Origin of the sequence: Halopseudomonas nanhaiensis (assembly GCF_020025155.1) — a bacterium.
Classification (GTDB): domain Bacteria; phylum Pseudomonadota; class Gammaproteobacteria; order Pseudomonadales; family Pseudomonadaceae; genus Halopseudomonas; species Halopseudomonas nanhaiensis.
This window is the reverse complement of sequence record NZ_CP073751.1, coordinates 748,547-766,579: the sequence shown is the minus strand read 5'-3', so window position 1 is coordinate 766,579 and position 18,033 is coordinate 748,547. Positions and strand designations below refer to the sequence as shown.

Below are 18,033 nucleotides of genomic sequence, written 5' to 3'. Positions count from 1 at the left end.
AGGGAGCGCATATGAATCTCCAGCAGCTGCGGCATTTCGTTGCGGTGGTTGAGCACGGTCACTTCGCACGCGCTGCGGAAGCGATCCACCTGAGCCAGCCCGCACTCAGCCGGAGTATTCAGACGCTGGAATCGCAGCTCGGCTGCAAACTACTCGACCGGCACAGCCGCGGCATCAGCCTCACCGCACATGGTGAGCTGGTTCTGGAACACGCCCGGCGTCTGCTCTCAGGCAGCCGCGCTCTGACCAACGCGGTGGCTCAATTGCGCAATCTGGAAGCCGGAGAGCTGCGTCTGGGAGCGGGGCCATACCCGGCCGCGCGCCTGGTTCCAGCGGCAATGGGCCAGATGGCAATGGCATACCCGGGCGTCCAGATCAGGCTGACGATCGACGGCCCAGCTGGACTGCAGCGGCGGTTATTGGATGATGATCTTGAACTGTTCATAGCCGACACACGTGTACTGCTCGGCGACCCGTTGCTGGACGTCGAGCCACTTACGCCACACCGAGGCGTGATTTTCTGCCGGCCCGACCATCCGCTTGCGTCCCTCGCCGCGGTGCCGGACGAAGCGCTCACGGCCTATCCGTTGGCTGCAGCCAGCCTGCCCAAATCGGTGGAACAACAACTCGCACGCGTTCAGAGCCGTGCGCAGCCGATCAGCATCTACTGTGACAACTTCGTAGCCTTGCGCGCGATGGCCCGAACTACGGATGTGCTTGGGGTCGCGCCATGGGACGCCGTCGCCGACGATGTGGGCGCAGGATCACTTACCGTACTGACGCTGGCATCGCCGATCGTCGAACACTCATCCTACGGACTGGTGAGCCGAGCCGGGCACAGCCTTTCTCCGGCCGCCCGGGTGTTCGCCGAGCAACTGCGGATCGAAGACAAACGAGCCCTGCCCTCCCGAACCTCACCTATGACAGGAAAGATCAGTTGAGACGAAAAGCGTCAGTTATTCTTCTGCCTTAGCGTCCCGCCCGGTTTCAGCCTTGAGAATCTCAAGCGCCTCACCCAGCTTGTCCACCGCTTCCTGATGATCGCCCGCCTCATGCGCTTCCTGCCCTTCCGTGCGCAATTCGGTTACGCGGCGCAGGGTTTCATCGTCTGGCGGTGGGTCGTTGGCGAGTATCTGGTCGATTTTGGCCATGTCGTTGGGGCAGTGCATGGCGAAAACCGGGGTCGCGAATAAAAGCGGAATAACAAGAAGGTAGTGTCGCATCGCGGTGACTCCTCGTGAGTTGTCACAAGAGGCTAGCAGACTCCACTATACCTCGACGGGCTAGTCGTCGGACCGTGGCCCACGGATTCTGGTTATTGCGAGTCAGGGAATGGTGCAAGAAGTAGTCGCCCAGTCGCAGATAATCGTGGTAGCAGCGGAGTCCTTGGCGGTAAATGTGACCGTTCCCGTCAGTCCGGCAATCGCCGTAGGATTAGGATTTGTGGGCGCAGGAGCGGCGGCACACGCTGCCGAGGCATAGTCACTCAATGCGGTATTGGATTGTAGCGATGCTGCCCGCGCCTTCACGTGGGCAGACGCCTCTCCGAGGCAGGCACTTACATTGCTGCGATCAGCATAATCTTGATACGCAGGCAGAGCAATGGCGGCCAGAATGCCAACGATCGCAACTACGATCATCAGCTCGATGAGCGTAAATCCGGAAACTTCCTTGAGTCTCATAGCTTCGTATCCGTTAAGAGGTTGCGAGCTACAAGCAAGGTCGATGCCAAGCGTTCCTCCAGCGCCGCCGGGGTTTGTAACCGTGCGAAGTGACCAATTTTGTCAGCACATGCCCAGAATCGTCTTCTCCTCGCAGCAAACTTGGGACCACCCGCCCGTGAGGCGGCGGAATCCTTGCACGGTGACATCTGGCACGCTGTTTGCTTAAAATCTGTCAGGCCAACAGCCTAATCACCTCAAGGAGCTTGAACAATGAAAAAGCAAATGCAGAAAGGCTTTACTCTTATCGAACTGATGATCGTAGTGGCGATCATCGGCATCCTGGCCGCGATCGCTCTGCCGGCTTATCAAGATTACACACGCCGTGGCGCCAACAGCGCTTGCTTGGCGGAAGCAAAAGCATATTCCGGAGCACGATTGGTCTTCGAATCTGGCGGCTCAGTTGGAACCGCCCCGGTGTTCGGCGCGCAAGCGTGCGGCACTCCTAACCCGGCGAACTCCGTGGACTTCACGGTCACCCCGGCGACCCCGGGTAACGGGACGGTGACATGTGACGAAAGCTCGACTTGCAGCCATGCCGATCCAGCCGTATAAAACGATACTTCGACAAGATCCATTGTGAACTGGATTTCTAGCGCCCTGCTTCCCGCGGGGCGCTAGCCTTCGCTCCACGATGACTATCGATGATGGGACAATACCGTAGCCAGTGGTTAGTGCCATGCACTTGGTTTCGCATTGTACGACGTATACTGGTATGAGCCCATCGCTTCGGTGAAAGCTATAAAAACACCCCAGCAAGAATCAAAGGAGTTGGTAGTGAACTCTTCCGTGCTTTCAGGCTTAGCTCGACGCATTGTTCAAGACCAACTGCTTGACTCTCAAACTGCAGGGAAGGCAACCACTCAGGCGAATCTCGACAAGATTCCGCTCATTACTTATCTGGTTCAAAAGAAGCTAGCAGAGGCTCGTGATCTTGCGATGGTCTGCGCCGAAGAATTCGGCTACCCCTATCTGGATTTATCGGTCATCGATAAAGATCACCAACCAAAAGATCTCGTTAGCGAAAAGCTCATCCGCCAACATGGCGTCCTACCTCTTTATAAACGCGGTTCGCGCCTATACCTCGCGATTTCCGACCCAACCAATCAGCAAGCGTTGAGCGACATTCAATTCAGCACCGGCCTGATGACCGATGCTGTGATAGTGGAAGACGACAAACTCCACGCGGCAATTGAAAAATTCCTAGACAGCCCTTCCGGTGGTCTAGGTGAGATGGGCGATGCTGATCTTGAAGATCTTGAGATCGAAAGCGGCGAAGACGATAAAAAAGAAGCAACCGCAACGGACACAGACGACGCGCCGATCGTGCGATTCGTCAACAAGATGCTGCTCGATGCGGTAAAGATAGGCTCGTCGGACCTTCACTTTGAACCGTACGAAAAAATTTATCGCGTTCGCTTCCGGACCGATGGCATTCTTCATGAAGTAGCGAAACCACCAGCACAGCTAGGCGTTAAAATCGCTGCTCGCCTCAAAGTCATGTCGTCAATGGACATGGCTGAGCGCCGTAAGCCGCAAGATGGTCGCATCAAGCTCAAGATATCCAAAACCAAGGCGATCGACTTCCGGGTAAACACCCTTCCGACCCTCTGGGGCGAAAAGGTCGTTTTGCGTATTCTGGATTCCGAGAGCGCGAAACTGGGTATCGACGCGCTGGGCTACGAGGACGACCAGAAGCAAATGTATCTCTCTGCCCTCGCCAGACCGCAAGGCATGATTCTGGTCACCGGCCCCACCGGCTCAGGCAAGACCGTGTCTCTCTATACTGGCTTGAACATCCTGAACACCATGGAGCGCAATATTTCCACCGCCGAAGACCCGGTTGAAATTAACCTCGAAGGCATCAACCAGGTAAACGTCAACCCGAAGCAAGGCATGGACTTTGCCCAGGCCCTGCGCGCCTTCCTCCGTCAGGATCCGGACGTGATCATGGTCGGCGAGATTCGCGACCTGGAAACGGCAGAAATCGCGATTAAGGCTGCTCAAACCGGCCACATGGTGATGTCTACGCTGCATACCAACAGCGCGGCGGAAACGCTGACGCGTCTGCGCAATATGGGCGTACCGTCGTTCAACATTGCCACGTCGGTCAATCTGATCATTGCCCAGCGCCTCGCTCGTCGCTTATGCAAGACCTGCAAAAAGCCCGTTGATCTTCCTCGCGAGGTATTGACGGAAGAAGGATTCACTGCGAGCCAAATTGCTGCAGGGTTGACAATTTACGAACCTGTGGGTTGCGAAAATTGCAAAGACGGTTATAAAGGGCGTGTTGGTATTTACGAGGTGGTGCGAATCACCCCGGCCATGCAACGCATCATCATGGAAGACGGCAATTCCATACAGATTTCAGAAGTAGCTCAGCAGGATGGTTTCCGAACCTTGCGCCATTCCGCATTAATAAAAGCGGAACAAGGCGTCACCAGCCTGGCGGAAGTCAATCGAGTGACCAAGGATTAAGTCATGGCGCAACAAGCAGCGATGAAGAAAGGGCCCACCCCCGCAACGAAGGCCAAAGTAGAGAAGGTTATACCATTCAAATGGGAAGGCAAGGACCGCAAGGGAACCAAGGTTGCCGGCGAGATCCAGGGCTCGAACCCCGCCTTGATCAAAGCTCAGCTGCGCAAGCAAGGCATTCTCGTTACCAGCCTGAAGCGACAATCGACGCTCTTCGCCCCTCGCAACAAGCCAATCAAACCGCTGGATATCGCTTTCTTCACTCGGCAGCTTGCAACCATGATGCAATCTGGCGTCCCTATTGTGCAGGCTTTTGAGATCATCGCCGAAGGCGCCGAGAAGCCGAGCCTTGCGAAACTTGTCACCGAAATTAAAACAGACGTAGCCGCCGGTAATACGCTTGCCGACTCGCTGCGCAAACATCCAAAGTATTTCGACGACCTGTTCTGTAACTTGGTCGAGTCAGGAGAACAGTCTGGTCGCCTGGAGTCGCTGCTCGATCGCATCGCTACTTTCAAAGAAAAAACCGAAGCGCTGAAAGCGAAGATAAAGAAAGCATTGACCTACCCAATTGCGGTCGTTTGCGTCGCCATCGTGGTCACTGCCATTTTGCTACTGAAGGTGGTTCCTCAATTTGAGACGGTTTTCTCTAGCTTCGGCGCGGATTTGCCCGCCTTCACTAAAATGGTGATTGCTCTGTCCGAGTGGTTACAGAGTTGGTGGTTTCTTTGCGTGTTCGGTTTGATCGCACTTGGCTTTACGTATACTCAGGTACATAGGCGGTCCAAGACTTTCCGCGATGCTCAAGACCGAGTACTCCTCAAAGCACCGGTAGTCGGGAAGATCGTCTACGAGGCGGCGGTAGCTCGCTACGCTCGCACTTTATCGACCACGTTCGCCGCCGGCGTGCCTTTGGTCGAAGCGCTGAATTCCGTCGCGGGTGCCGCGGGCAACGTCGTTTTTTACAACGCTGTCATGCAGATCAAGGACGATGTATCAGCAGGATCTCAACTCAACTTCTCCATGCGTACTACAAAAATCTTCCCATCGTTGGCTGTGCAGATGGCGGGTATCGGTGAGGAGTCTGGCAACCTCGACGGCATGCTGGATAAGGTAGCCAATTACTACGAGGCCGAGGTCGAGAACAAGGTCGACAATATGACCACACTGCTCGAGCCGATGATCATGTGCGTACTTGGCGTGCTGGTGGGCGGCCTGATTATCGCCATGTACCTGCCGATCTTCCAGCTCGGTAACGTCGTAGGCTGATATGCTCATCACTGACTATCTGGCCAGCCATGTGCTGGCCTTTATTTTGCTCGCCGGATTGCTTGGACTTGTCGTGGGCAGCTTCCTGAATGTGGTGATCCATCGCCTACCAAGAATGATGGAACGCGACTGGCGGCAGCAGGCCAGGGAAATACTTGAGCCTGACGCCGAGCATCCGGCGGAGCCGACCTACAACCTCGTTCTACCCCACTCCCACTGCCCAAAGTGCCAAGCCGAGATCAAGGCATGGCAGAACATACCGGTCATCAGCTACCTGGCGTTGCGGGGCCGCTGCGGGACGTGCAAGACGTCGATCAGCGCTCGCTATCCGATGGTCGAGTTACTGACCGCAGCACTGTCGATGGTGGTCGCCTGGCAGTTCGGCTTTACCTGGCAGGCAGGCTCGATGCTGCTGCTGACCTGGTCGCTGATCACTCTGAGTCTGATCGATGCGGATACCCAGCTGCTGCCGGACGCCATCGTTCTGCCCATGCTCTGGCTGGGCCTGATCGTCAACAGCTTCGGTCTGTTCACAGATTTGAATACCGCGCTTGCCGGGGCCGTGTTTGGCTACCTGAGCCTTTGGTCCGTGTACTGGCTGTTCAAGCTGGTGACCGGCAAGGAAGGCATGGGCTATGGCGACTTCAAGCTGCTGGCAATGATCGGTGCCTGGGGTGGCTGGCAGGTGTTACCGTTGACGATTCTGCTGTCGTCGCTAGTCGGCGCGATCCTCGGCATCATCATTCTCAAGAGCCGTGGCGACTCCAACGCTACACCCCTTCCCTTCGGTCCCTACCTTGCCATTGCCGGCTGGATTGCGTTGATTTGGGGTGAGACAATCACCAGCCAGTATCTACAATTCGCCGGATTCTAATGATCATAGGTCTTACCGGCGGTATCGGTAGCGGCAAGAGCGCTGCTGCCGACCGCTTCGCCGAGGCGCACGGCATTCATGTCGTCGACGCCGATATGAAATCACGCGTGGTTGTCGAGCCAGGGAAGCCTGCGCTGAAGCATATCGTCGACCGCTTTGGTGATGAGGTATTGCTCCCCGACGGCTCGCTCAATCGCCCCGCTCTGCGCGAAGTCGTCTTCCGGGATCCGACGCAGCGCCTCTGGCTGGAAGAGCTGCTGCACCCGCTCATCCGTGAGGAAACGCTTAACGATCTCGCTTCAGCTCAGTCGCCCTATGCCTTGCTCGTCTCGCCATTGTTGATCGAGTCAGGGCAGCACCGCATGACGCAGCGGGTGATTGTGGTGGACGTACCGGAATCCATCCAGCTGGCTCGCACCGCTGCGCGGGATCAGGTTCAGTTGGACCAGATTCGCGCGATCATGGAAGCGCAGGCGACCCGCGACGACCGGCTGCGTCAGGCGCATGATGTGCTGACCAACGATGGTGATCTCGCCGCATTGCACGCACAAGTCGATGCGTTGCACGAACGCTACCTGGCCTTGCTATCTGGAGACACGCTATGACCCTGACTGTCGATTGCCCCACCTGCAAGGCACCGGTTGTCTGGAGCGAAAGCTCTCCTGACCGGCCCTTCTGCTCGCCGCGCTGCCGCCTGATTGACCTGGGTGCCTGGGCGTCGGAAGAGCACGCCATTCCCGGCGAAGAACTCGAGCAGGACATCTACTCCGACGATCTGCCGGACCGCTAACTCGTGCGCCGCGTACACGTGATGGCTGCGGTCATACGTGACCCCGCCGGTCGCATTCTTATCGCCAGGCGCCCTGACCATGCTCATCAAGGCGGGCTGTGGGAATTCCCTGGGGGCAAGCTTGAGCCTGGCGAGGCGCGCGAAGCGGGGCTTGCACGTGAGCTGCACGAAGAGTTAGGCATCACCGTCACGCAGGCCCGCCCTCTGATCGATATTCATCACGATTACCCGGACAAATCCATTCGTCTGGATGTGTGGACGGTTGATGCGTTCGACGGCGAGGCCCACGGTGCCGAGGGCCAACCGATTCGTTGGGTGCGCCAGGAGGAGTTGGACGACTACAGGTTTCCGCAAGCCAACGCGCCTATCGTATCTGCCGCAAGGCTACCGACTCGCTATCTTGTTACGCCTGACCTTGCTGATACAGACGAACTCTACGCGGGCTTGCGCGCCGCATACGCTGCGGGCATCCGGTTGGTCCAGCTGCGACAGACGCAGCTGGATACTGAAGCGTACGCATCGCTTGCAGAGCAGGTGACGGAACATTTTGGGTCTGGGTTTATCTGGATGCTCAAGGGCGACCATCCTCCGCACCAACCTGGTGCTGGCTGGCATGTTACTGGCCGGCAACTAGCGGAGCTCGCCCGAACGGGCTGGCGGCGTGAAGAGAGGCTCGCCTGGCTGGCAGCGTCGTGTCATGACGACAGGGAACTGGCACTGGCTGCCCAGATCGGAGTGGACTTCGTTACGCTGTCCCCCGTCCTGCCGACTCGGAGCCATCCGGGAGCCGCTGCGCTGGGATGGGAGCGGGGTGCCGAACTGATCCGGGGCGTGAACATGCCTGTGTATCTGCTGGGTGGGATGAGCGAGGCGCATCTGTCCCAGGCGTTTGATGTTGGAGCGCAGGGTATTGCGGGGATCAGTGGTCTTTGGGCGGGTGGTTCCGACCGATCTTGATACATTTGTAAGATACCGCAGCAGGGCGCCTCTGGCGCCCTGCTGCGCCGGGGACGGCGCTCCCACAAAACAGAAATCGATGCGTAACGCGATATCAGTCTATTGAAACGACGCGCAGCTCTTTCGGCATGCTGAAGACGACATTTTCAGGACGGCCGGCGAGCTCTTCGGCGCCGGTCGCGCCCAGGCTGTGTAAGTGCTCAATAACCTGGCGCACGAGGATGTCAGGGGCAGAGGCACCGGCAGTTACGCCAATATTGCTTACGCCGTCCAGCCAATCGCTGCGGATCTCGTCGGCACCATCAATAAGATAGGCCGGGGTGCCGATGCGCTCTGACAGCTCACGTAGCCGGTTGGAATTGGAGCTGTTCGGGCTACCCACAACCAACACCAGCTCGCACTCCGCAGCCAGCTGCTTGACGGCATCCTGCCGATTCTGTGTGGCGTAACAGATGTCGTCCTTGCGCGGACCGTCGATAGCCGGGAAATGTTTGCGCAACGCATCGATCACCTTGGCGGTGTCATCCATCGACAGCGTTGTCTGAGTAACGAAGGCCAGGTTCGACGGATCGCGTACCTTGAGGTTCGCGGCATCCTCTTCGTCTTCGACCAGATAGATCGCCCCACCGTTCCTGGTGTCGTACTGCCCCATGGTGCCTTCGACCTCGGGGTGGCCGGCATGACCGATAAGAATGCATTCGCGTCCGTCTCGGCTGTACTTGGCCACTTCCAGATGCACCTTGGTCACCAGCGGGCAGGTGGCGTCGAAAACCTTCAGCCCGCGGTCTGCTGCTTGCTTGCGTACTGCCTGGGAAACACCATGGGCGCTGAAGATCACGATGACGTCGTCCGGAACCTCTTCGATTTCTTCGACAAAGATGGCGCCGCGTGTGCGCAGGTCTTCGACGACGAACTTGTTATGCACGACCTCGTGGCGCACGTAGATCGGCGGCCCGAATACCTCGAGGGCACGGTTGACGATCTCGATGGCGCGGTCGACACCTGCGCAGAAACCGCGGGGATTTGCCAATTTGATCTGCATGGAAGGCCTCGGAAGTGGGCAAGCCGGGCGCCCATTATCCACGAACGGGGAGCGCCTGGCGATTCGAGCCGCAGCGAAGCGCTTAGCGGACCGCGATGATCTCGACGTCGAAGGTGATGATCTTGCCCGCCAGGGGGTGGTTGAAGTCCACGTCGACGGTGGTGTCGTGGACGGTCTTCACCACACCCGGCAGCTCGCCGCCGGCGGCGTCCTGGAAAATCACCAACAGGCCGGGCTCCAGCTCCATTTCGTTGAACTGGCCGCGGGGGACGGTCTGGATGTTCTGCGGGTTGCCCGGCCCGAAGCCGCGTTCCGGTTCGATTTCGAAAGCGCGCTGGTCACCGGCCTTGAGACCGAACAGGCTCTGTTCGAAGCCGGGCAACAGGCTGCCGTCGCCGACCTTGAAGGTGGCGGGGGATTTACCTGCGGTGGAGTCGACGACTTCGCCGCTCGGCAGTTTCACGGTGAAATGCAGGGTGACTTCGCTGTCGTGCCCTATACGTGTTTCGCTCATGGTCGAACCTTTCGTATGTGGTTTGTTGGCTGGTATGTCGCTGGAACATTGTCGTGGTCAGGGAATCCGATTCGCGTCCGGGTGCGCTCCTACACACAACGCCTCGATCCTGCACCGCCTGTAGGAGCGGACCTGGCCACGAAGGGTTTGCGATGCCGCGTTCGCGCCCAGGTGCGCTCCTACACAAAAAACCTCGATCCCGCACCGTCCGTAGGAGCGGACCTGGCCGCGAAGGGGTTGGCGATGCCGTTTTCGCGCCCAGGTGCGCTCCTACACACAACACCTCGATCCTGCACAGTCCGTAGGAGCGGACCTGGCCGCGAAGGGGTTTGCGATGCCGTTTTCGCGCCCAGGTGCGCTCCTACACACAACACCTCGACCCCGCACCGTCCGTAGGAGCGGACCTGGCCGCGAAGGGTTTGCGATGCCGCGTTCGCGCCCGGGTGCGCTCCTACACAGAACAACCCGAGCCCGCACCACCGGTAGGAGCGGCGCCCTCGCCGCGATGGGCCTACAGGCAACTCAGGCCTTGCTGTCCTGCTCCTTTCCCGACGATAGCAGCATATCCAGAATCAGCAGCCCCGCGCCGACAGTGATGGCGCTATCGGCGACGTTGAACGCCGGGAAGTACCAGGCATCCTGCCAATGAACAAGGATGAAATCCACTACGTGCCCGTGAACGATCCGGTCGTACAGGTTACCCAGCGCGCCGCCCAGCACCAGAGACAGGGCGATCGCCTCCATTACCTTGTCCCGGGACAGGCGCGCCATCCAGACGATAAGCATCAGGCTGACCCCGACGGCCACGGCGATAAAGAACCACCGCTGCCAGCCACCGGCGTCCGCGAGGAAGCTGAACGCTGCCCCGGAATTGAAGGCCAGGGTGATGTCCAGCAGACCTTCGATGATCGGCACCTGCTGAAAAACCATCAGACGGTCCGCGACAAGCCATTTGGTTGCCAGATCCAGCACAACCACCAGAACCGCCAGCCATACCCAGCGCAACCCGCTATGACGAAGCTCAGGCATGCTGGCGTGCCTCGCCCTGCCCTTCGATGTTCTCTATGCAGCGGCCGCAGATTTCCGGGTGCTCCGGATGACTGCCGACGTCCGCCAGGAAATGCCAGCAACGCCCGCACTTGGGATTCCCGGACTTGGCCACGGACAGCTTCAGCCCGCTCAGCTCGGTTTCCACTGCATCCGGACCAGCCTGCTCCAACGGAGCCAGGTCGGCACGCGAGGTAATCAACACAAACCGCAGCTCGTCTCCAAGCAGGGCCAGCCGCTGGGCCAGGGAGGCCTCGGCATACAGCGTGACTTCTGCCTGCAGGTTGCCGCCAATCACCTTCGCGTTGCGCTGATTCTCCAGCTCCTTGTTCACCGCGACCTTGACCTGCATCACGTCGTCCCAGAACGCGCGATCCAGCGCTGCGCCTTCCGGCAATGCGGTCAAGCCCTGGTACCAGGTGCCGAGCATCACCGACTCTTCGCGCTCGCCCGGCAGGTACTGCCAGATCTCCTCGGAGGTGAACGCCAGGATCGGTGCGATCCAGCGCACCAGCGCCTCGGCGATATGGTAGAGCGCGGTCTGACAGGAGCGCCGCGCGGTGCTGTCGGCACCGGTGGTGTACTGGCGATCCTTGATGATGTCCAGATAGAAGCCGCCCAGCTCCTGCACGCAGAAGTTGTGCACCTTCTGATAGACGTTCCAGAACTTGTAGCTGTCGTACGCCTCAAGAATTTCCTGCTGCATCACCAGCGCACGATCTACGGCCCAGCGGTCCAGATCAAGCATCTGCTCGGGCGCGACCATGTGCACCTTGGGGTCGAAGCCGCTTAGGTTGGCCAGCAGAAAGCGCGCTGTGTTGCGGATACGACGGTAGGCGTCGGCGCTGCGCTGCAGGATCACCTTGGATACGGCCATCTCGCCGGAATAGTCGCTCGATGCCACCCACAGACGCAGAATGTCCGCGCCCAGGCTGTCGTTGACTTCCTGCGGTGCGACCACATTCCCTAGTGATTTGGACATCTTGCGGCCGTTCTCATCGACCACGAAGCCATGTGTCAGCAGGCCCTTGTACGGCGCATGGCCGTCGATAGCGCAGCCGGTCAACAGGGAGGAATGGAACCAGCCGCGGTGCTGATCGGAGCCTTCCAGGTACAGGTCCGCACGCGGGCCGGTGTCGTGCCCCATGGGGTGCGAGCCGCGCATGACGTGCCAATGGGTGGTGCCGGAGTCGAACCACACGTCCATGGTGTCGCCGATCTTGTCATATTGCGCGGCCTCGTCGCCCAGCAGTTCGGCGGCGTCCATCGCGAACCAGGCCTCGATGCCCTGCTCCTCCACCCGCTGCGCCACCTGCTCGAGCAGCTCGATGGTACGTGGATGCAGCTCGCCGCTTTCCTTGTGCAGGAAGAACGGAATCGGGACGCCCCAGGTACGCTGCCGCGAGATACACCAGTCCGGACGACCGGCTATCATGTTGTGCAGGCGCTGCTTGCCCCATGCCGGCACGAACTGTGTCTCCTCGATGGCCTTGAGCGCGCGCTTGCGAAGGGTCTCGCCGTCGACCTGCACGTCCATCCCGACGAACCACTGAGCGGTTGCCCGGTAAATCACCGGCGTCTTGTGGCGCCAGCAGTGCATGTAGCTGTGGCTGACCTTCTCATGTGCCAGCAGGCAATCGACTTCTTCCAGCTTGGCCATCACGTTAGGGTTGGCCTTCCAGATGAACTGCCCGCCAAAGAATTCCAGAGACTCGACGTACACCCCGTTGCCCTGAACCGGGTTGAGGATCTCGTCGTTGACCATGCCGTAGCGCTTGCAGGTATAGAAGTCGTCTTCACCGTAGGCGGGCGCGGAGTGCACGATACCGGTCCCGGCGCCGAGCTCGACGTAATCGGCCAGGTAAACGGGAGACAGCCGATCATAGAACGGATGACGAAAGTTGATCAGCTCAAGCGTGTCGCCGGTGGTGGTCGCCACCACCTGCCCTTCGCGCCCGTAACGCTTCAGGCAGCTCTCGACCAGCTCTTCGGCAAGAATCAGCAGGCGATCACCCGCATCGACCAGCGCGTAGTTGAACTCCGGATGAATGTTCAGCGCCTGGTTGGCTGGAATGGTCCACGGCGTGGTGGTCCAGATGACCATCTGCGCCGGCTTGGACAGGCTGTCGACACCGAACGCCGCAGCCAGCTTCTCCGGCTCTGCGCAGGGGAAGCCCACGTCGATGGTCGGGGACTGCTTGTCCGCGTATTCGACCTCCGCCTCGGCCAGCGCCGAGCCGCAATCGAAGCACCAGTTGACCGGCTTGAGCCCCTTGAACACATAACCCTGCTCGACCATCTTGCCCAGCGCGCGAAGCTGACCGGCTTCGTTCCTGAAGTTCATGGTTTTGTACGGATTGCCCCAGTCGCCCAGCACGCCCAGGCGGACGAAGTCGTTCTTCTGCGCTTCGATCTGCTCTGCGGCGTAGGCACGGCTGAGTTCGCGCGTCTTCGACGGCTCGATGTTCTTGCCGTGCGTGGTCTCGATCTTGTGCTCGATCGGCAGACCATGGCAGTCCCAGCCCGGCACGTAGGGCGCATCGAAGCCCGACAGCGTCTTGGACCGGGTGATCATGTCCTTGAGGATCTTGTTGACCGCGTGACCGATGTGGATGCTGCCGTTGGCATAGGGCGGACCGTCATGCAGCACGAACTGCGGACGGCCGCGGCTGATCTCACGAATCTTCTGGTAGAGATCGATACTGTTCAGGCGCTTAAGGGTTTCCGGCTCGCGCGTGGGCAGGCCGGCCTTCATCGGGAATGCCGTTTCCGGCAGGTTCAGCGTCGCTTTGTAATCGGTCATCTCATCCACACTTGTCGGTCAGAGGCCCCATAGGGCCCGGGCAGTGGCGAAGTCAGCCTGGATCGCCTGCTGCAGCGAGTCCAGCGAATCGAATCGCTGTTCATCACGGATCTTTTCATGAAAGGTTACGGTCATCCGCTCGCCGTAGAGATCACCGGCAAAGTCGAGCAGATGAACCTCGAGGTGCGGCCTGCCATCGCCTTCTACAGAGGGCCGGGTGCCAATATTGGCGACAGCCTTGTGCGTCGCGCCATTGACGTCGGCACTGACGCGATAGACGCCCTGAAGCGGCGCATGCAGGCGCTTGAGCTGGACGTTGGCGGTCGGCGCGCCCAGCGTACGGCCGAGCTTCTGACCATGCATGACGCGGCCGGTGATGCTGAACGGGCGACCCAGCAGCCGTTCGGCCAGCTCGAAGTCACCCTCGGCCAGCACCTGGCGCAACCGGGTGCTACTGACGCGTTCGCCGCTGTCGGCCACGGTGTTGGCGGCCTCGACGGTGAAGCCGTGTCGCTTGCCGCTTTCCAGCAGAAAGGCGAAGTCGCCGGAGCGATCACAGCCGAAGCGAAAATCGTCACCCACCTCCAGATGCTTGACGCCCATGCCGTCCACGAGCACCTGCTGGACGAACTCCTCGGCGCTCAATTCGCGCAGTCGGCGATTGAACGCCAGGCACAGCACCCGCTCGACGCCCTGGCGTGACAGCAGCACGAGCTTGTCCCGCAGCCGGGTCAGCCGTGGCGGAGCGCTCTTCGGAGAGAAATACTCGCGCGGCTGCGGCTCGAAGATCACCACACAGCCAGGCAAGCCTAGCCGTTCGGAATGCGTCCGCAGCCGTTTCAGAATGGCTTGATGCCCGGCGTGCACACCATCGAAGTTACCGATTGTCGCCACACAGCCCCGGTGACGGGGCCGCAGGTTATGTAGGCCGCGGACCAGTTCCATAATGCTCTTGATTGGCTTAAGGATCGAAACGCGAAAGTATACAGGTATAGCGAGCTAAACGTCATGCGCGCTGCCCTCCCGTTAGAGGAAGAGCATGTTCCGTGGAATCGACGTGGATTCGGCGGAGGCGCGACTCGCGGCGACCGGTTTCAGCCGTGGCGCAGATGCCGCATGCGCAACCCGGCCACCAGCAGCGCTGCGAGGTAAGCGCCGATACCGGCCACCACCAGAATGGTCATCTCCAGCGCCTTCTGCTGCCAGCCCCAGTCAAACCACTCCGACACACCCGGCGCCAGCCACAGTACGATGGCAGCCATCGCCGCGCAGGCCAGCACCAGTCGCAAGATAAACACTGGCCAGCCCGGCTGCGCCTCATAGATACCGGCCTTGCGCAGCCCCCACCACAGCAATCCAGCGTTCAGCAATGCAGACATCGACGTCGCCAGCGCCAGACCCACGTGCGCCAGCGGCCAGATCAGGATGAGGTTGAATACCATGTTCGCACCCATGCAGATCATCGCGATCTTCACAGGGGTCTTCATGTCCTGACGGGCGAAGAAGCCCGGTGCCAGCACCTTGATCAGCATGAAGGTTAGAACGCCGACTGCGTAAGCCCGTAGCGCAGCGGCCGATTGCAAAACGTCGCCCTCGGTCATCGCGCCATAGTGAAACAGCGTGGCAATCAGCGGCTCGGCCAGCAGCAACAGCGCCAACGCCGCGGGCACACCGACCAGCAGGACCATGCGCACCGCCCAGTCGAGCGTCGCGGCAAAGCCTTTCGGGTCGTCCCCTGCGTGCTGGCGAGACAGCGCTGGCAGGATCACCGTGCCGATCGCGATGCCGAAGGCACCCAGCGGCAGCTCGGACAGCCGATCGGCGTAGTACAGCCAGGAAATGCTGCCGGTCTGCAGGAACGAGGCAAGCACGGTGTCGAGCAGCAGGTTGATCTGGCTGACCGAGACGCCGAACAACGCCGGCACCATCAGGGTCATGATCCGCTTCACGCCCTCATGCTTGCGATCCGGGCGCGGCACCGGCAGCAGGCGAATCTGCGCCAGGAACGGCAGCTGAAACAGCAACTGCACGACACCGGCGATGAACACGCCCCAGGCCAGCGCCATGACCGGCTGATCGAAATATGGGGTGAGCACCAGCGTCGCGCCGATCATGCTGACGTTGAGCAGCACCGGCGTGAACGCAGGCACGGCGAAGCGGCCATAACTATTGAGGATCGAACCGCACAGCGCCGTCAGCGAAATCAGCAGCAGATAGGGAAAGGTGATGCGCAGCATGTCCGCCGCCAGCGCCAACTTCTCCGGCTCGTCGTGAAAGCCCGGCGCGAACACACTGATCAGCACCGGCGCGCCGGCCACGCCCACCGCAGTGATGCCAACCAGCGTCAAGGCGAGCGTGCCGGCCACCCGATTGACCAGATCGCGCACCTCCTCGAAGGCGCGCTTGGCGCGGTATTCGCTTAGCACCGGCACGAATGCCTGGTTGAAGGCTCCCTCGGCGAACAGCCTGCGCATGAAATTGGGAATCTTGAAGGCGATGAAGAAGGCATCGGCCGAAGAGCCGGAGCCGAAGTAAGCCGCGATGACCACGTCCCGCACCATGCCGAGCACGCGCGAGAGCATGGTCATGATGCTCACGACCATGCCGGAGCGCAGCAGACTGGGAGCCTTTTCCGGCGGCGAAGCGGGTGTTTCGGAGGTCATTGGCAGGGTCTTGGGCAAAACCGCGATCATAGCGCCGGGGCGCTGCGCTGGCTATCATTGTGGTCCGCACAGATAGCCGAACCGTACTGCCGAAAGGCATCCTCCAGCCCCTTGACATTGCAGGACCTCGGCGGCATAGTACGCGGCCTTATTTGTACCTTATTCATCCAGATTTTCTGAGGAGCAAGACGGTGGCCAACTCACCTCAAGCCAAGAAACGCGCCAAGCAGGCCGAGAAGCGCCGCAATCACAATGCAAGCCTGCGCTCCATGGTTCGTACCTATATCAAGAACGTTGTAAAAGCCATTGACGCCAAGGACCTCGAGAAGGCACGCACTGCATACACTGCAGCCGTGCCGGTCATCGATCGCATGGCTGACAAGGGCATCATCAACAAGAACAAGGCCGCTCGTCACAAGAGCCGCCTGAACGCACACATCAAGGCCATGGCTGAAGCCGCCTGATCGCGTTCTGTTGATGTAAAAAAACCGGCTTGCGAGCCGGTTTTTTTTATGCCTGCAATTCGATCGGTTTGTTGTAGGAGCGGGCATGACCGCGAAGAAGGTTGCATGGAGTGAAATCCTGCGCGCCCCTTTCGCGCCCAGTTGCGCTCCTACAGAAACCCCTCCATGCGCGAGGGTCTGTGTAGGAGCGCACCTGGGCGCGAAGAAGAAGCCATCCGGCCCTGCGCCCAAACTCGGCTCAGACCAGCACCAGATTATCTCGGTGCACCAGTTCGGGCTCGTCGATATAACCCAGGATGGTGGCTACGGCCTCGGTCGGCTGCCCGATGATCCTGGCAGCATCCTGCGCGCTATAGTTGACCAGTCCGCGCGCGACTTCACGCCCGTCCGGCCCGATACACACGACCATCTCGCCGCGCCGAAAATTACCTTCGACCGCCTTGACCCCAACCGGTAACAGACTGCGTCGCCCTGCCGTCAGCGCACCGACCGCGCCTTCGTCGATGAACAGCTTGCCGCGCGTCTGCAAGTGACCGGCAAGCCACTGCTTGCGCGCCGCCAGCATGCCCTTCTCGGGCAGCAGCAAGGTACCTAACGCCTCACCCGCTTGCAGTCGCTCGATCACGCGATCGATACGGCCACCGACGATCACCGTGCCGGCACCGGAACGCGCGGCCAGGCGCGCCGCGCGGAGTTTGGTCAACATTCCGCCACGGCCCAGCGCACCAGCGCTGCCACCAGCCATGGTATCCAGTTTCGAATCGTCAGCCATTGCCTCGGAAACCAGCTCAGCATCGGGATTGCTGCGCGGGTCCGCCGTATACAGCCCATCACGGTCGGTCAGGATCACCAGCACATCAGCCTCGACCAGGTTGGTCACCAGTGCGCCCAGCGTATCGTTGTCACCAAAGCGGATCTCGTCGGTGACCACGGTGTCGTTTTCATTCACCACCGGAATCACACCGAGATCCAGAAGCGCACGCAGGGTGCTACGGGCGTTCAGGTAGCGCTTGCGGTCGGAGAGATCATCGTGAGTGAGGAGAACCTGGGCGGTCGACAGGCCGTGCGCCTGGAAGCTGGACTCCCAGGCCTGCACCAGCCCCATTTGCCCGATAGCGGCAGCGGCCTGCATCTGATGAATGGTTTTTGGCCGCTCGGTCCAGCCCAGCCGGCTCATGCCGGCCGCAACCGCACCCGAGGACACCAGAACAAGTTCAGCACCGCTCTTGCGCAAGGCAACCAACTGATCCACCCAGACCGCCATCGCATCACGATCGAGGCCGCGACCATCGGCAGTCAGGAGCGCACTGCCGATCTTGACCACCCACCGCCGGGCATTGGTTACCTTTTCACGCATGCTGATTCCATCAACCAGGGAAGAAGAACCGGCATTGTACTGCTAGAAGGGATTGAC

At 60.1% G+C, this 18,033-nt stretch carries 17 protein-coding genes and 1 pseudogene; 9 read left to right on the top strand and 9 right to left on the bottom strand.

Annotated features, from left to right (window positions below; translation table 11 throughout):
* The first annotated feature begins 11 nt into the window (after window positions 1-11).
* Window positions 12-941, top strand: a complete 930-nt coding sequence (locus tag KEM63_RS03495) for a LysR family transcriptional regulator (RefSeq protein WP_223654815.1) — start codon at window positions 12-14, stop codon at window positions 939-941.
* A 15-nt stretch (window positions 942-956) separates the two neighbouring features.
* Here KEM63_RS03495 and KEM63_RS03490 read toward each other — a convergent pair whose 3' ends face one another.
* Together KEM63_RS03490 and KEM63_RS17020 are read right to left on the bottom strand one after the other, a co-directional pair.
* Window positions 957-1,223 carry a hypothetical protein gene (locus KEM63_RS03490; protein ID WP_223654814.1) on the bottom strand — a complete coding sequence of 89 codons (267 nt, stop codon included), beginning with the start codon at window positions 1,221-1,223 and terminating at the stop codon, window positions 957-959.
* Window positions 1,224-1,325: 102 nt separating this feature from the next.
* Window positions 1,326-1,682, bottom strand: coding sequence for a pilin (locus KEM63_RS17020; protein WP_423747827.1), 357 nt, complete (start codon window positions 1,680-1,682; stop codon window positions 1,326-1,328).
* 252 nt (window positions 1,683-1,934) lie between these two features.
* Here KEM63_RS17020 and KEM63_RS03480 point away from each other — a divergent pair.
* The 7 genes and pseudogenes from KEM63_RS03480 to KEM63_RS03450 all read left to right on the top strand — a co-directional run.
* A pseudogene (locus KEM63_RS03480) lies at window positions 1,935-2,043 on the top strand (prepilin-type N-terminal cleavage/methylation domain-containing protein); the annotation flags it as partial.
* A 455-nt stretch (window positions 2,044-2,498) separates the two neighbouring features.
* Window positions 2,499-4,199: a type IV-A pilus assembly ATPase PilB gene (gene pilB, locus KEM63_RS03475; protein ID WP_223654813.1), complete on the top strand. Its 1,701-nt coding sequence runs from the start codon at window positions 2,499-2,501 to the stop codon at window positions 4,197-4,199.
* A gap of 21 nt (window positions 4,200-4,220) precedes the next feature.
* Complete coding sequence (locus tag KEM63_RS03470) at window positions 4,221-5,465, top strand: type II secretion system F family protein (RefSeq protein WP_223655808.1); 1,245 nt, start codon at window positions 4,221-4,223, stop codon at window positions 5,463-5,465.
* A gap of 1 nt (window position 5,466) precedes the next feature.
* Complete coding sequence (locus tag KEM63_RS03465; RefSeq protein ID WP_223654812.1) at window positions 5,467-6,339, top strand: prepilin peptidase; 873 nt, start codon at window positions 5,467-5,469, stop codon at window positions 6,337-6,339.
* Entirely contained in the window at window positions 6,339-6,944 is a 606-nt protein-coding gene (coaE, locus tag KEM63_RS03460) for a dephospho-CoA kinase (protein ID WP_223654811.1), read from the top strand. Before KEM63_RS03465 ends, coaE begins: the two co-directional genes overlap by 1 nt.
* Window positions 6,941-7,129, top strand: a complete 189-nt coding sequence (gene yacG / locus KEM63_RS03455) for a DNA gyrase inhibitor YacG (RefSeq protein ID WP_223654810.1) — start codon at window positions 6,941-6,943, stop codon at window positions 7,127-7,129. Before coaE ends, yacG begins: the two co-directional genes overlap by 4 nt.
* 3 nt (window positions 7,130-7,132) lie before the next feature.
* Window positions 7,133-8,086, top strand: coding sequence for a Nudix family hydrolase (locus tag KEM63_RS03450; RefSeq protein WP_223654809.1), 954 nt, complete (start codon window positions 7,133-7,135; stop codon window positions 8,084-8,086).
* 94 nt (window positions 8,087-8,180) lie between these two features.
* On the opposite strand, the gene ispH is transcribed toward KEM63_RS03450, so the two are convergent.
* The 6 genes from ispH to murJ form a co-directional block, all read right to left on the bottom strand.
* Window positions 8,181-9,128: a 4-hydroxy-3-methylbut-2-enyl diphosphate reductase gene (ispH, locus tag KEM63_RS03445; protein WP_223654808.1), complete on the bottom strand. Its 948-nt coding sequence runs from the start codon at window positions 9,126-9,128 to the stop codon at window positions 8,181-8,183.
* 82 nt (window positions 9,129-9,210) lie between these two features.
* A complete protein-coding gene (gene fkpB, locus KEM63_RS03440) occupies window positions 9,211-9,642 on the bottom strand; it encodes an FKBP-type peptidyl-prolyl cis-trans isomerase (protein ID WP_223654807.1) in 432 nt (143 codons plus the stop codon).
* A 522-nt stretch (window positions 9,643-10,164) separates the two neighbouring features.
* The gene (gene lspA, locus KEM63_RS03435) at window positions 10,165-10,671 is read right to left on the bottom strand and encodes a signal peptidase II (protein ID WP_223654806.1); all 507 of its coding nucleotides are present in this window, start codon (window positions 10,669-10,671) and stop codon (window positions 10,165-10,167) included.
* Window positions 10,664-13,492: an isoleucine--tRNA ligase gene (gene ileS / locus KEM63_RS03430; protein ID WP_223654805.1), complete on the bottom strand. Its 2,829-nt coding sequence runs from the start codon at window positions 13,490-13,492 to the stop codon at window positions 10,664-10,666. The genes lspA and ileS overlap by 8 nt, the downstream gene beginning before the upstream one ends.
* An 18-nt stretch (window positions 13,493-13,510) precedes the next feature.
* Window positions 13,511-14,437 (bottom strand): bifunctional riboflavin kinase/FAD synthetase, encoded by a 927-nt coding sequence (gene ribF / locus KEM63_RS03425; RefSeq protein ID WP_223654804.1) that lies wholly within the window; start codon window positions 14,435-14,437, stop codon window positions 13,511-13,513.
* A 149-nt stretch (window positions 14,438-14,586) separates the two neighbouring features.
* Complete coding sequence (gene murJ, locus KEM63_RS03420) at window positions 14,587-16,155, bottom strand: murein biosynthesis integral membrane protein MurJ (protein WP_223654803.1); 1,569 nt, start codon at window positions 16,153-16,155, stop codon at window positions 14,587-14,589.
* A gap of 191 nt (window positions 16,156-16,346) precedes the next feature.
* Here murJ and rpsT point away from each other — a divergent pair, with 191 nt between their 5' ends.
* Window positions 16,347-16,619, top strand: a complete 273-nt coding sequence (gene rpsT, locus KEM63_RS03415) for a 30S ribosomal protein S20 (RefSeq protein WP_223654802.1) — start codon at window positions 16,347-16,349, stop codon at window positions 16,617-16,619.
* A 238-nt stretch (window positions 16,620-16,857) separates the two neighbouring features.
* On the opposite strand, the gene proB is transcribed toward rpsT, so the two are convergent.
* Complete coding sequence (gene proB / locus KEM63_RS03410; protein WP_223654801.1) at window positions 16,858-17,976, bottom strand: glutamate 5-kinase; 1,119 nt, start codon at window positions 17,974-17,976, stop codon at window positions 16,858-16,860.
* Window positions 17,977-18,033 lie beyond the last annotated feature (57 nt).